Source organism: Pontibacter beigongshangensis, from assembly GCF_014332515.1.
Lineage (GTDB): Bacteria > Bacteroidota > Bacteroidia > Cytophagales > Hymenobacteraceae > Pontibacter > Pontibacter beigongshangensis.
Window position 1 is genome coordinate 79,001 of sequence record NZ_VFSD01000001.1, and the last position, 15,201, is coordinate 94,201.

The window sequence follows — 15,201 nt, forward strand, 5'->3', positions numbered from 1 at the left end:
AAAAATGCAAAAAATACTTTTTTTAACTACCAGTAACCTGTCCACAAACCCTCGGCTTCTTAAGGAGCTGAAAATGGTCAAAGGGAAATTCTCTGCTACTGTTTTATGCTTTGAAATGGGTAATTGGAGTGATGATTTGGATAAACAGGTTCTATCAGAAGTAGGTGGTACAGAAATAATTTACTTACCTGCCCATAGGAAAAACCTAATAGAGTGGCTGGCAGCATCCTTAGCAAACAAATTATTTCAATCGATATGGCCTTTTACTAAGAAAAGCAGGTTCGCAAGTGCAGTTAGTAATAATAAGAGGTCTCTGCAACTTTGGTGGTTCCTGAAATCCAACAAAAATAGGTTTAAAGACTATAAGCTTATTGTAGCTCATAATCTTGGAGCGCTGTACCCGGCCTACTATCTTTCCGAACTGCTTTCTGTGCCTTTTGCATTTGATGTGGAGGATTACCATCCTGGTGAGAAAATTGACCACGACAGAGAAAATGAAGTAGCGCGAAGAAAGTATCTGATGCAGACGATGCTTCCGCAAGCAGCACTGGTAACAGGAGCCTCACCTCTCATTTGTAAGGAAGTGGAGAAGCTTTGCCATACTAAAGTAGTGAATATCAATAATTCTTTTTTTAGCAGTGAATTTTTATATGCTGGAAGAAAAGAAATGGGTGGAAAAGTCAACCTGGTTTGGTTTTCTCAGCATATCAGCCATGGAAGAGGACTGGAAGTCTGTTTACCGGTATTGGACCAACTACAGGAGTTTATTTCGCTTACGCTTATCGGAAGTCTGAATAAATCTTTTGAAGAACAGTGGCTCCGGAACAGACTTTATGTTACGGTATTATCACCTATGGAACAGAAGGCCCTCCATCAGGAATTAGCGACATATGATATTGGACTTGCGCTCGAGCTTAGAAGCACAGATTTTAACAGAGAAATTGCACTTACAAACAAGATATTCGCGTACCTGCAAGCTGGTTTATACGTTGTTGCAACAGATACGAAAGCCCAGACTCTTTTAATGCAGCAGTATCCTGCCCACGGTGCTGTTTGTGAGCAGTCAGAAAAAAGTATTTTTGGTACCTTGGATAACTTGATCACCAAAATTTGTGAAATCAGAGATCACAAGGTTAACCGGTATGCGGCAATGAAAGAAATTTCTTATGAAAATGAGGGGAATAAATTACTAAGTTTGTGGACTACTGTTATCAATGAATCTCAATGAAAAAATTATTAATTATCTACCCAAACTGGGTGCCCTCAAATGCAGTAGGTGTACAAAGAGTTCGTCTAATTACTAATTATTTGCATCAGTTTGGGTGGGAACCTACCATTTTAACGGTAAATTCAAAATTTTACGAAGAGGAAACATCTTCAGATCTTATTAAAATTGCAAATCCAAATATCAAAGTTGAATATGTCGATGCAAAGAAGTCAAGTAAAATAAGACTTTACGGAGACATTGCATTAAGAGCCTTTGGTAACTTAAAACGTAAAGCGATTGAAATTGTCAAAGAGCAAAATATAGATTTCATCTGGACCCCAATACCTCCCTTTTATACAGCACTTATTGCAAGGTCTGTTCATGATGCTACTGGAGTACCCTATGCCATCGATTATATAGATCCATGGGTGCATGAATTTCCAGGAAGCAATAATCTATTTAGCAGAGCTAAACTCGCAACACTTGTTGCTAACATTCTAGAGCCTATCGCGGTGAAGAAAGTCTCTGTTTTTACAGGTGTTTCGGAAGCTTATTTTTTGCCTGTTCTGAAGCGCAATCCTAAGCTTAAAGATGTTGCCTTCTGTGGTATGCCTTATGGGTTTGATTCGAATGATTACAAGGTAAAGCCTGATAATACAGAGCTTATGTGGGATGGACGAGATGAAGTGATACCATTTGTATATGCAGGTGCCTTTTTGCCTAATGCACATTATTTCCTAAATACTTTGTTTGAAATTATTTCGGAATTAAGGAAGAGTGGTGAGTTAGACAATAGAATTAGATTCTATTTTGTAGGAACCAGTTACACATCTCTTAAATCGATACAAGATTATGCCAATGAGAATGGTATTGAGGATATTGTAACTGAAAACAGAGAACGCATTTCTTATCTTGAAGTTTTAAATAACCTTTCCTGTGCCGCAGGAGTTTTGGCTATTGGCAGTACAGAACCACATTATACTGCCTCTAAAATTTTTCAATCTGTTCTTTCTTCAAAACCGGTGTTTGCTGTTTTTCATCATTTAAGTACTGTAGTAAAAATTTTGAAAGACACAAATGCTGATCAATACCTTGTTAAATATATTGATTCTGAATCTAAAGAACAGTTGAGAAAAAAAATGAAGAATTCATTTATCTCTTTTATCAATACAAGTAAAGGGTGGCATCCTCGCTTTGAGGCGCTGGATCAGTATTCTGCTAAAAATTCTGCTAAAGCCCTAGCAAGTGTCTTAAATTCAAAACTTATTAATTAATGCAAAAAAGCATTGTATTTATTATCCCACATTTTGGAAAATTTAAAAGTTATTTTCAGCTTTGGCTCCAATCCTGTAAATATAATCCTTCTATCCATTGGCTTATATTTACAGATGACCATACATCATATGATTTTCCTCCTAATGTTATAGTACATTACACTACTTTCGAGGAAACCGTAAGTCAGATCCAAGAAGTATTTGACTTTGAAATTTGCTTGAAGTCACCTTATTATTTATGTGAGTTTAAAGTTGCTTATGGGGAGATTTATCAAAAATATATTGAAGGCTATGACTTCTGGGGGTTTTGTGATACTGATTTGATATGGGGTAATTTAAGAGAGCATATAACTGACGAGATTTTAACTTCTTATAGTAAAATATCCTGGAGAGGGCACTTAACTTTATTTAGGAATAACAAGCATATTAATTCATTATATAAATCAACTATTGATGGTATAGAGTTTTATAAATTTGCTCTATCCAATCAATCTGGTCATTTCTTATGGTTTGACGAAAGAGTAATAAATTATATTTTCGAGTCGAAGAACGAAAGTATATATACTGATCTGATGTTCGCTGATTTAAAAATAAGATCGTATAATTTTTTTCTTTTACATTTTTTGCCAGAAAATGATTTTAAAAATAATAGCCAAATCTTTCTTTGGGAAAAAGGAAACTTGTTTAGATTGTACAGCCAAAATAATAAAGTGTATAAGGAAAGCTTTGCTTATATACATTTTTTAAAGAGAGAAATGAAGATTGTCGACAAGCTAAAATTTGAAGATCGTTTTTTGATAGTGCCTAATAAGTTTATTAATTACATTAGGAATATAGATGCTGACAAAATTGATGTTCTATCTAAAAAGAGGTACTATTGGGAGTACGTGTTTTCCCGATTAAATTCAAAATATGTTAAAAACAAAATCAATTATTTCTTGAACAAACGTGCTTTCAAGAAACATTATAGTTTTTTGCCTGTTAATTCTTACCATTGTAAAGTTCCAACTCCTGTAGATGTAATCGAATATAATAACTAAAAAGTTGTGTGAACAATATGACAGCGTAAACACATCTCTCTATTCGACTTTATTCTAATAATTTTACTGATGCAAACTAAAAGGCTGGCAATTGTCGTTACACATCCTATACAATATCATGCGCCTCTATTCAAACTATTGAGTACACATGAATCTCTGAATTTGAAAGTATTTTATACTTTAGGTGTGTCTTCTGCTGAGGTTACAGACAAAGGATTCGGAAAGGCGATAAATTGGGATATCCCTCTTTTGGATGGATATGCTTATAAGTTCCTAAAAAACGTTTCAAAAGAGCCAGGTACATCACACTTTAAGGGTATAGTCAACCCAACAATTATTGAAGATATTAGGGATTATCAGCCAACCGATATTCTTGTCTTTGGGTGGAATTTTGACAGTCACCTGAAAGTGTTAAAGTACTTTAAGAATAAAGTTACTGTATATTTCAGGGGCGACTCTACTTTGTTAGATGAGTCAAAAGGTTTAAAGGTGTTGTTGAGGCGACTGGTACTAAAGTGGGTTTATCGTAATGTTGATAAAGCTTTCTTTGTTGGGACAAATAACAAGCAATATTTCCTGAAGCATGGTTTTAGTGAACGTGATCTTGTTTTTGCGCCACATGCTATTGATAATGAAAGATTTGGGAATGATGAAGATAATATTATTGCAGCAAAGTTAATTAGAGAGGATTTAGGGATACCTGAAATTGATATTGTCTTTTTATTTACTGGTAAATTTGAATACAAAAAAAATCCGCTCTTACTTATCAAAGCTTTCAAGCGGATGGCAAAAAGTAATGTGCACCTATTACTTGTAGGTAATGGCAAATTAGAAGAAGAGCTTAAGCAGGAAGCGAAAGGGTGGCCTACTATACATTTTCTTCCTTTTCAAAATCAATCCAAAATGCCTGCAACTTATAGAGCGGCGGACGTGTTAGTACTTCCATCAGCTGGGCCTGGCGAAACATGGGGGTTGTGTATCAACGAAGCCATGGCTTGTGGCCGTCCAATAATTGCCAGTAATAAGGTAGGTTGTGCCGTAGATCTGGTTCAGGGAAAACGGAATGGTTTTATATTTGATTCTGGGAATATTGAAGACCTCACTAGCTGTTTAACTCTTTTGGCCTCATTACCAAAAGAGGAATTAAGAAGAATGGGCAATGCATCAAAAATCATTATAAAAAAGTGGAGCTATGAGCAAATTAAAGATGCAATTGTTACTACGCTGAAATGAATAGCTTAAAAAATTGAAGATGGGTTCTGAAAATTCATGAATAATATAAAGCAACAGACTTCAAATAAGGTAATATTTCAGTTAATTTCACTGACTGCGACATTAATACTTTTACTGCTTTTCTCACCTTTATCCTACCTTTCTCTTTTAGGAGTATTATTTACAATTTATATTCTAAATGAGCTTGTTTTTGGTTTTGGTAAAGGAATACCCATAAATATTGTTATTGTTTTCATTGCTTCTTTGCAATGGATTATTGGCCCGATTTTAAGCTATTATACAGGCATTGTACATCCTTTCTATGGCATGCAGGTACCAGAGGAAGAGTATATGAGTTTTGTTCTGCCTGGTGTTATGTTCTATCACTTTGGACTTTCATTACCTATTATTGGCGTTAGTCACATACCAAAAATAGTGATCAATGATTTAGAGAATGAAACAAGCAATAAAATAAAAGGAGCTTATTATTTGATTGCACTTGGTTTTTTTGCATCTTTTGCTTATTCATTTGCTCCAGGATCTTTGGCTTTTTTCTTTGTACTGCTCTCAAACCTCAAGTTTATTGGCTGCTTCTACCTATATTTGAGTAATGCGAAAAATAAGAAAATATTATATTTTATTTATTCCTCTCTTTTACTTCAGTCATTAGCAGCAGCCTTATTTCATGATCTGCTATTATGGTCAATGTTTTTCTTGTTTATTTATTGTATTAAGAATAAAGTAAGCATAAAGACGAGGTTTTCTGTCTTAGTTATTGGCTTTTTTATGGTGTTTGTGCTACAATCTGTCAAGTATCAATATCGCACCATTGCTTGGACTGATACAACCTTAGATACGTTTGATCAAGTAGAGCTTTTTTTTAGTATGGTTGGGGAACGGCTTACATCCCCAGAGATACTTTTTGATGTAGAGGCAAATGAAGTAACAATAACAAGGCTTAATCAGGGATGGATTATAACCCGTGTTATGAATTATGTCCCATATATAAGACCTTATGCAGATGGTGAGACTATAGAAGAAGCTTTTTCTGCTGCTTTTTTACCACGGTTTTTATATCAAAATAAAGCTGTAGCTGGAGGTCGCGAGAAAATGGTGCGATTTACTGGTATCGAGTTGCAGCAAGGAACAAGCATGAATATAAGTCTTATAGGAGAAGGGTATGGCAATTTTGGCAGGAGTGGTGGAGTCGTTTTTATGTTTTTGATTGGAATTGCCTTTAGTCTTATACTTAGATATATTTTAAAATTGAGTTTGCGAAATCCAACCTACATATTTTGGATACCTTTTTTATATATGCAGGTTGTAAAGGCAGAAACAGATTTAACCACAACTTTGAATTATATTGTGAAGGCAAGTATTGTTATGGTTATAGTATTTTATGGATTTCGGCGGATTCTTAAGATTGATATATGAATTGCATTTGAATTAGATTATATATTTAATGTTACTTAAAGCTTATAATTAGTTTGATGTAGTTTAGATGCGGAACACTAGATTGGAAGGGAGTTATGATCGTGATTATATAAAATGAGTAACAACATTCTAGTATCAACGCTTCGGAAAGTATATGCTCTTTTACCTGCTGGAAGTAGGGGTAGCACACTTGGGATGCTGGGGTTATTACTGGTAAATTCATTCCTCGAAATTCTAGGACTTGCTGCCATTCTACCTGTAATTGTTATATTGTTGCAAGAAGATATAGTAGAAAATATCAGTAGCTTCCAGTGGTTGTACAACTTCTTTGGATTCGCATCTGAAACCAGGTTCCTTGTTGTTTTTGCCTTATTGGTAATGGGCTTTATGGTTGCAAAGAATGCTGTTAGCCTTTGGATCTATAAGCAGCAAGCAAATTTTTCCTACAAGCTTTATTCGTACTTTTCATCACAGCTTTTCAAGGTTTATCAGAACAAAGGCCTGTTCTTCTTTAAGAGCCACAATCCAAGCCATGTTATTCGGAATATTAACCAAATCCCCCTTGATTTTGTCAATTTTATAGTGCTGAATCTAATAACCATTCTAAATGAGGCAGTCGTTATTCTAATTATCTTAACCCTGATTTTGCTTTATGATCCGGTCATTGTATTGCTTCTATCTGTATTTGTTGTTCCTGTTTTTTCCTTATTCTATAGAGCTGTTAAAAGCAAATCTCAAGCTATTCAATCGGAACTGAATGAAGTGAACCCTACTCTTCATATTAACTTGTTTCATTTTGTGTATGGGTATATTGATGTGAAGATGAATAACTCGGAAGCCTACTTTTTAGAAAATCACAAAAGGCACCTGAGCAGAGTTTCACGGTTAAGTATGCTTGATAAGGTATTGCAGCAGGCGCCTACGAAAGTTATAGAAACTGGCTTGATGGCTGCCATTACGCTGGTGGCATTGTATGGGGTTCTGTTTGTGCAGGACAAGCAGCATATTGTAGGCCTATTATCTGTATTTGCCCTTGCCGCGTATAGGATACTTCCTTCCATAAACCGATCTATGATAGCTTTGGTAGGAGTTAAAGGCTTTCAGCATACCTTTGAGGAGTTAAATCAATTGAACCAAATTGATAAAACCTCTGGAGCTAAGCCTTCTGAAGATATTTGTTTCACTTCTAGTATACGGGTTGAGAACTTAAGTTTTGCTTATAACAAGGATATGGTTGTCCTAAATAACATATCTTTTCCTATAAAAAGGAATAGTATAACGGGTATTATCGGCACCTCCGGGTCAGGAAAAAGTACGTTGGTAAACTTGTTACTTGGTTTTTATGCGCCTTCATCCGGCCTTATACGAATTGATGACGTGCCTCTTGATGAAAGAAACGTAGCAAGTTGGAGAAGGAAAAATGGTTATGTGCAGCAAGAAGTATATATCTTAGACGCTACGGTCGCGGAAAACATTGCATTTGGTGTGTCGAAAGAAAGTATAGACGCAGTTAAGCTAGATAGGGCTGTACGCTTGGCGAGTCTGGCAGATGTTGTGAACCGGCTACCGGATGGTCTAAATACGGTTCTTGGCGATAGGGGGGCAATGTTATCGGGGGGACAAAGGCAAAGAATAGGAATTGCCAGAGCCTTGTATCATGGTGCAAACCTTTTAATTCTGGATGAAGCAACCAGTGCATTAGACGCTTCTACCGAAAATGAAATTAATGAAGCAGTATGCCGGCTGGCTGAAAATGACATGACAGTCATAATAATTGCACATAGATGGACTTCCTTACGCCGGTGTGATTCGATCGTTGAATTAGAAAATGGTATTATTAAGAGGATATGCTCGTATGACGAGTTGATAAAAAAACCAATGGCATAACTGGTATGGCGAAATTCAAAATCAGGAGTTGGATTTAGAGTTTGACCAGGAATGAGCAAGCATAGATTCAGAATCGAAGCTCCACTAGCAGCCAGATCTATTTCTAAAAGTTGTTTATAGACTGTACGTTAGGGTTGATGAGTTGAATGCCTCGTGCATGTTTTTCAACTAAGTCGTGCCCTGGTTTAATTGTCTGCAGCCTTTGCCGGGATGAATTCCGATGATTTGAAATAAATTGGCCTTTCAGAGGCTTTTTATTCAGCTGTATTAGGTCTTATTCCGGTGTTGTAAACCTGTATATTCATATTATGTAAGCTGATACAGCCATCAACCAATAAAGTATAGTTTTTTACGCATTCGAGCCAATTTGAAAAAAGGAGTCACCTTCTTCTTCCGTAAGCCCCGTAAGGGTGCCTTCAGCATTGAGAACCTGTTTAATACGGTGCAGGGCCAGCTGCATGGTAAGGTCCGGGTACATAATTATTTTATGTCCTGCCATAGTTCGGGTTTAAAAAACAGGTTGCGCATGCTCCGCGATGCAGCCAGAAACAAAGGTGAACTTAACCATGTGACGGGAGATATTAATTTTATTATGGTAGCATTACCGAGTAAAAATTCTATTTTAACGATACACGACATTGAATCTTTGGAAAGAGCAGGTGGACTATCCAGCAGGATACTCCATTATTTCTGGCTCGTTTTGCCGGTTAAAGTTGCCGGAAAAGTTACCGTAGTTTCTCAACACACAAAATTAAAGTTGCTTCAGAAAGTCTCCGTTGATCCGGAAAAGATTGTTGTCATTCCAAACCCTGTTTCAGGCATCTATCGTTACACTCCCAAACCATTCCTAAAAGAAAAGCCAATCTTGTTGCAGATAGGGACTAAGTATAACAAGAACCTGGAAAAGCTTATACCTGCTGTGGCTGGACTCAGCTGCAGGCTAACCATAGTAGGTAAATTAAGCTTGGCACAGCGCCAGTTGTTGGAGCAGCATGAAATTGATTATGTTAACAAAGTAGACTTGAGCAATGAAGCGCTGCTACAGGAATATATCCAAGCAGATATCGTTACCTTTGCCTCTACTTTTGAAGGTTTTGGCATGCCGATTATAGAGGCTAATGCTGTTGGCCGGGTTGTGCTGACCAGTAACAAGGGGGCTATGTCAGAAGTGGCAGCTGATGCGGCCATGTTAGTTGATCCAAAAAGCGTGGAAGATATCCGAAGGGGTATCGTGGAACTGATTCAAGACGATCAACTACGAGAGCAACTCATCCGGAACGGCCGGCAGAATGTGAAAAAGTACCGTCCTGAAGCCATTGCAGCGCGCTACCTGGCACTTTATGAAAGCATGTCAACATGAAAACAAAACTCCGCATACTTATTACCATCGATTGGTTTCTGCCAGGTTACAGAGCAGGAGGGCCCATCCGGTCCTGCGCCAACCTGGTGAACCACTTGAAAGAAGAATTTGATTTTTACATCATTACCCGCAACACCGATTACAATTCTACAGCGCCATATCCTGGAGTAACACCCAACATCTGGCAGCAGCGGTATGGAGTAAATCTATATTACTTCTCCTCTGATACGCTAGCCTATAATTCTCTTAAAAAGGTGATGAAGGAAGTGCAGCCGGATGTTATCTATATCAATGGGATTTTCTCACGTTACTTCTCCATCTATCCCCTCATAATCAGCAGATCCCTTAAGGTCGGAAGGGTGATTGTGGCAGGTAGAGGGATGTTTGCACCAGGCGCCAGGGAGGTGAAAGGTGGCAAGAAACAGCTTTTTTTTAAGATAGCCCGCTATGTAGGCCTTTATAAATCTATTTTTTTTCATGCAACCAATGAAATGGAGGCTGCCCACATTCACGAGGTATTGGGCAGGCACACTCCGGTAATAGTGGCCTCAAATCTGGCCAGCAAAAAGAGAATGGGAGGCTTTTCAGGAAATCCCGAAAAAAAAGTAAACCAGCTCTGGCTAGTAAGTTTTGCCCGAATCTCTCCTGAAAAGAATACCTATTATGGGCTGGAAATTCTTGCCAATAATAAGTTTGATGGTGAAATCACCTATGATTTATATGGGCAGATCAACGATTCGGCCTACTGGAATTCCTGCCAGGAACTTATAAAAGAGCTACCTGCCAATATTCAGGTCACTTACAGAGGAAGCATCGAGAGTGCTGAAGTTCCGGCAGCCATGCAGCAATACCATGCCCTTTTTCTGCCTACCAAAGGTGAGAACTTCGGGCATGTTATCTTGGAGAGTTTCATGGCTGGGCTGCCTGTGATCATCAGCGACAAAACTCCCTGGCAAAACCTGCAGGAGTCGGAGGTGGGCTTTGACTTGCCATTGGAGCAGCCAATGTTGTTCCGGGAGGCCATCAACTCTTTGCTGCTAATGCCTCAGGAAAAATTTGAAAAGATGAAGGCTGCAGTTGGAAAATATGCAGTAGCCATACTCCAGGATGAAGCAACTCTACGGGCAAACAGAGCATTATTTGGGCTGGAATGAAAACACGCTGGTTTCCAACCCCGTAATAGAGGGCCTAAAGTTCAAAATCGTTACCTGTCCTCTAAACAATAAAATAAAATCCCCGAGTTGTCTAAGCTAAAAAAACACTAAATTCGCACCGGTATTTGAAATAAAGCCGCCATTTATACTAATCTAAAAGAATGAATAACAATACTAGCATTGTAGTAGAAAACGCGAAAATCGCTATCATTGGACTTGGTTACGTAGGTCTTCCGCTTGCCATAGAACTTGCCAAGAAGTATGATGTGTTAGGATTTGACATAAATGAGCTACGGGTAAAGGAGTTGAGCGAAGGTCAGGATCGTACGCAGGAAGCCGATGTACAGGACCTGAATGCGGTGATGGCCTTGAAAGGAACGGAGCGGAATGGGAGCATTGGGCTGTACTTTTCAGCAGACACAGAGGAGTTGCGAAAGTATAACACCTTTATAGTTACTGTTCCTACCCCCATCGATCAGTTTAAAGCGCCTGATCTCAGGCCTTTGATCAAGGCCTCTGAAATGCTGGGAAAAATTCTGAAAAGCGGGGACTTAGTGATTTATGAATCTACGGTATATCCGGGCTGTACGGAGGAGGACTGTGTGCCGGTGCTGGAAAAATTCTCCGGCCTTCAGTTTAACAAAGACTTCTTTGCAGGCTACTCCCCCGAACGTATCAACCCGGGCGACAAGATTAATACCCTCACAAAAATTAAAAAAGTGACCAGTGGCTCTACGCCGGAGATTGCGTCGCGGGTAGATGATATTTACCGTTCTATTATTGTAGCTGGTACCCATAAGGCTCCCAGCATAAAAGTGGCAGAGGCCTCTAAGGCCATCGAGAATGCCCAGCGGGATGTGAACATCTCTTTTGTAAATGAGTTGGCCCTGATTTTTGACAGGCTGGGGATTGATAGCAATGATGTGATTGAAGCCGCAGGCACAAAGTGGAACTTTCTGAAGTACAAGCCCGGACTGGTAGGAGGGCACTGCATCGGGGTAGATCCCTATTACCTGGCGCACAAAGCGGAGTCGCTGGGCTACCACCCGCAGGTGATCTTATCGGGCCGTCGGGTGAATGACAACATGGGGCAGTTTGTAGCCAACAAGCTGGTGAAACTGATGATCAATAAAGACCAAAAGATAAAAGGGGCGAAAGCGTTGATCATGGGCTTTACGTTTAAGGAGAACTGCCCGGATGTGCGGAATACGCGCGTGATTGATATTTACCATGAACTGGCGCAGTTCGGCATGGATGTGGACATTTTTGACCCCTGGGCCAATGCAGAAGAGGTAAGACACGAGTATGGCGTGGAGATAGAACGAAGCCTGAATGAATCTAAAGTCTATAACGCTGTGGTAGTGGCCGTGGCTCACAACGAGTTCCTGAGCATCGACTTCACAAGGTTTAAGCGAGACAATGCCGTGATTTTTGATACAAAGGCCTGCCTGAACAGGGATTTAGTAGATGCACGATTATAATAACACTATTTATGCGGTAGCCAATAGTTAACACTTGTTGCTTCCCCCCATTTTTCATCCTTCTGCAAGGGTCTTGTGGGCGAGAACCATCGGCAATAGCTATAGGCTTTTTTGACTGGGTTTGCATAGCTTCTGGTACAGCCGTGACGGCGGAGGCAGCTTGTTTCATTACCCGTGTCTTTGTTCTTTTTGTCTTGATGCATGAACCACCCCTGCCCCTCCTTGAAAAAGGAGGGGAGTTTCAATAAAATCTGAATGATTTCAAACTCGCGGAACGCCCAGACAGCCTAATTTCATTCAATGCACTTGACAAATTAACTGTTTTGTAGCTACCTGCCGCAATACAGAACAAAGGTAGCTACCGCACAAATAGGATAGCATAATAAACGAGTAACAGCAGAGACAGAGGCGCCAGAAAACTTTTTTGATGATAAAAAGGATTGTTGTTTGTTGAAAGTCGTAATTCCTAAAAAGGTCTACTGAAAGATCTGATGTATTTCCTCTTCGTTTATTCAATTCAACTTTTCACACATAATTGTTTACTCTAACCTCATAAAAATCTCACCTGAATCAGAAGTAGTGGCAGAAGTACAGAATAAGGTTGATCTTTCTATCTATAACAACGACTGGTACAGTCCGGGAGCAGGGGTTGTAAAGCGGACCGTTTGGTATTTTGTAAACGTCATGTTTTTTATTAATCCTTTAAATCCTGTTAATGGCCTGAAGGTGTGGCTGCTACGTATTTTTGGTGCTAAAGTGGGGCAGAGGGTTGTCGTAAAGCCGGGGGTCAATATAAAATATCCGTGGTTCCTCCGGATTGGAAGCCATGTATGGCTGGGAGAGGAGGTTTGGATTGATAACCTGACCGAAGTTGTCATACAGGATCATGTCACTGTATCGCAGGGAGCAATGTTGCTTACTGGGAGCCATAACTACAAAGCTACTAGCTTTGATTTGCAGGTGGGCAAAATTGTGCTGGAGGAGGGGACCTGGATAGGGGCAAGAGCCACGGTCTGCCCCGGCGTAACTTGTGGCACTCACAGTGTGCTGGCGGTAGGATCTGTCGCTACACACCGGCTGGAACCTTATACCATCTACCAGGGCAACCCGGCCATACCAAAGCGAGGTAGAAATATACAGTAAGATTTTTTAAAGAAGGTTGCTAACCGGGAAGCTGGATTATGCTTTTATCTTTTAAAGCATTGACAGATATATACAACACTAAATTTAAACCGACTTGATCTTTTTAGAAGTGGGTAGATGTCGTCATCTGATATCTATGGCCAATAAACTAGTATCCTAAATACCAGCCAGTGAAGATTTCCATTATTACCATAGTTTACAATAACCGCGAAACCATTGCCGATGCCATTGAGTCGGTGCTGGAGCAGACGTATCCTGACATTGAATACATCGTGATAGATGGCTTGTCGACTGACGGCACAGTGGATGTGGTGAGGAGTTATGGCAGCAGGATAGCAAAATTCGTTTCGGAAAAAGACAAAGGCTTATACGATGCCATCAACAAAGGCATAGGACTTGCCACCGGAGAGGTGGTAGGGCTGCTGCACTCCGACGATATCTTCTACAGCAAAGATACGGTAGCTGGCATTGCAGCCGCCTTCAAGGCACATAATACCGACAGCATTTACGGCGACCTGCTATATGTGCAGAAAGAGGATACCAGCAGGATTGTCCGCAACTGGGTATCAGGGGCCTACTGCCGCGATAATTTCCTGTATGGCTGGATGCCGCCACACCCTTCCTTCTACGTCAAGAAAGAATGCTACCGGAAATTTGGCCTGTTCAACACCGGATTTAAAAGTGCAGCCGATTATGAACTGATGCTGCGCTTCCTGTTTAAGCATAATATAACGACGGCCTACCTGCCGGAAATACTGGTGCGCATGCGTGTGGGCGGCAAGAGCAACGTTACGCTGAAGAACCGTATACGGGCCAACCAGGAGGATTATAACGCTTGGGTGGTGAATGGGCTGAAGCCAAGATTTTACACCCGCTACCTTAAGCCGCTCCGGAAGCTGACGCAGTTCCTGTAGGTACTGATCCCCTGTTCAGGCTGGCCGCTAAATTCTGCCCCAAATCTTTTTAGGTTAAAACGGCAGCCATTCTTTTTGAGGCACCAAATGCAGCAGCGTCATCTACCCAATCCTTTCATTGGGTTCTGCCGGGAGATTTCTTGCGCTCGCATTATTTGAGTACCAATACTGTGAAGGCGTAACAGTAAGTATAGGGCTGTCAAGTTTTACCTTACCTCTTTGCCCGGTATATCCAATTAGCTTCGATGGGTCCTAAGTCGTGTTTCAAGCGGCTAATGGTATAAATATTTCCTTCCCGTGTAAAAAGTGGTGAAATAGTTACAGCAAAGCTACTTCCCATGCTTTACATCTGAATATTGCTGGCAGTTGTAAACACTCCTAAAATCGCCTCAAAGGCTGGGCCGCTTCATACTACCTGGCATCGGTAGCGGCACCATTTAAAAACTGCCAGAAGTAGAGATTAAATAAGTGCCAGGTAGTGGAGAATGAAAAAAATGCGCCTCCGGACATCTTTGTCCGGAGGCCAACTGGGGGACTTTCTAATCCCCGTGCACCGAGAGCCTCAATTCCTCACAGTTACGCTGGCTCTCCTCGGCCCAGGCCTCAAGCATGGTCGAAGAAACATAATAAATTAGGATGAAACCAATTTGCCCTCAAGGGAAGGGGATCGTTGCGGAGAATGAAAAGTCCCTGCCCTTACCAGAATAGCCTGCCTGCTATAAAACAAAATGCTTACCACTACTTATTGCACAGGAGGAATTATTTGAATAAAATTGGCCCTCCAGAGAATTTTCCTGCTGCTGCTAAGGACCCAAAAGCTAATGCGGTTGGCTTCCCTAAGTAAATGCAAGTAAAGTGGGCCGGAAGTATTTATCTGTCTTCAGCGGCAGAGGGCTCTGGAGGTCCGTTTTCATTAGAATAATCCAGTAGGCGACACTTTACTTATTTCCACCGTCTTTCTTTTGTCCTACCTGAACATATAGTGTAGAGAAAATTAAATGGTTTAGTTTCCTCTCAATTACGCTGGTGCGAGCTTGCAGCTCGTATTTTTATACCAACTACTTTTCTGAAGGGACCATAAAAGGTTCTTGAGGA

11 protein-coding genes are annotated in these 15,201 nt (G+C 40.2%); all 11 read left to right on the forward strand.

Annotated features, from left to right (window positions below; genetic code table 11):
- Positions 1 to 4 precede the first annotated feature (4 nt).
- On the forward strand, positions 5 to 1,228 hold the full coding sequence (locus tag FJM74_RS00295) for a glycosyltransferase family protein (RefSeq protein ID WP_187260564.1): 1,224 nt from the start codon (positions 5 to 7) through the stop codon (positions 1,226 to 1,228).
- Complete coding sequence (locus tag FJM74_RS00300; RefSeq protein WP_187260565.1) at positions 1,225 to 2,481, forward strand: glycosyltransferase family protein; 1,257 nt, start codon at positions 1,225 to 1,227, stop codon at positions 2,479 to 2,481. Before FJM74_RS00295 ends, FJM74_RS00300 begins: the two co-directional genes overlap by 4 nt.
- Complete coding sequence (locus tag FJM74_RS00305) at positions 2,481 to 3,521, forward strand: DUF6625 family protein (RefSeq protein ID WP_187260566.1); 1,041 nt, start codon at positions 2,481 to 2,483, stop codon at positions 3,519 to 3,521. The genes FJM74_RS00300 and FJM74_RS00305 overlap by 1 nt, the downstream gene beginning before the upstream one ends.
- Before the next feature lie 69 nt (positions 3,522 to 3,590).
- Entirely contained in the window at positions 3,591 to 4,754 is a 1,164-nt protein-coding gene (locus FJM74_RS00310; protein WP_187260567.1) for a glycosyltransferase family 4 protein, read from the forward strand.
- 36 nt (positions 4,755 to 4,790) lie between these two features.
- Positions 4,791 to 6,167, forward strand: a complete 1,377-nt coding sequence (locus FJM74_RS00315) for a hypothetical protein (RefSeq protein WP_187260568.1) — start codon at positions 4,791 to 4,793, stop codon at positions 6,165 to 6,167.
- A 114-nt stretch (positions 6,168 to 6,281) separates the two neighbouring features.
- Positions 6,282 to 8,054 (forward strand): ABC transporter ATP-binding protein, encoded by a 1,773-nt coding sequence (locus FJM74_RS00320; RefSeq protein WP_187260569.1) that lies wholly within the window; start codon positions 6,282 to 6,284, stop codon positions 8,052 to 8,054.
- 367 nt (positions 8,055 to 8,421) lie between these two features.
- On the forward strand, positions 8,422 to 9,414 hold the full coding sequence (locus FJM74_RS00325) for a glycosyltransferase family 4 protein (RefSeq protein ID WP_187260570.1): 993 nt from the start codon (positions 8,422 to 8,424) through the stop codon (positions 9,412 to 9,414).
- Complete coding sequence (locus FJM74_RS00330; RefSeq protein WP_187260571.1) at positions 9,411 to 10,568, forward strand: glycosyltransferase family 4 protein; 1,158 nt, start codon at positions 9,411 to 9,413, stop codon at positions 10,566 to 10,568. The genes FJM74_RS00325 and FJM74_RS00330 overlap by 4 nt, the downstream gene beginning before the upstream one ends.
- Before the next feature lie 161 nt (positions 10,569 to 10,729).
- On the forward strand, positions 10,730 to 12,049 hold the full coding sequence (locus tag FJM74_RS00335; protein WP_187260572.1) for a nucleotide sugar dehydrogenase: 1,320 nt from the start codon (positions 10,730 to 10,732) through the stop codon (positions 12,047 to 12,049).
- A 579-nt stretch (positions 12,050 to 12,628) separates the two neighbouring features.
- Entirely contained in the window at positions 12,629 to 13,192 is a 564-nt protein-coding gene (locus FJM74_RS00340; protein WP_187260573.1) for a WcaF family extracellular polysaccharide biosynthesis acetyltransferase, read from the forward strand.
- Between the two features lie 170 nt (positions 13,193 to 13,362).
- Entirely contained in the window at positions 13,363 to 14,106 is a 744-nt protein-coding gene (locus tag FJM74_RS00345) for a glycosyltransferase family 2 protein (RefSeq protein WP_187260574.1), read from the forward strand.
- Positions 14,107 to 15,201 lie beyond the last annotated feature (1,095 nt).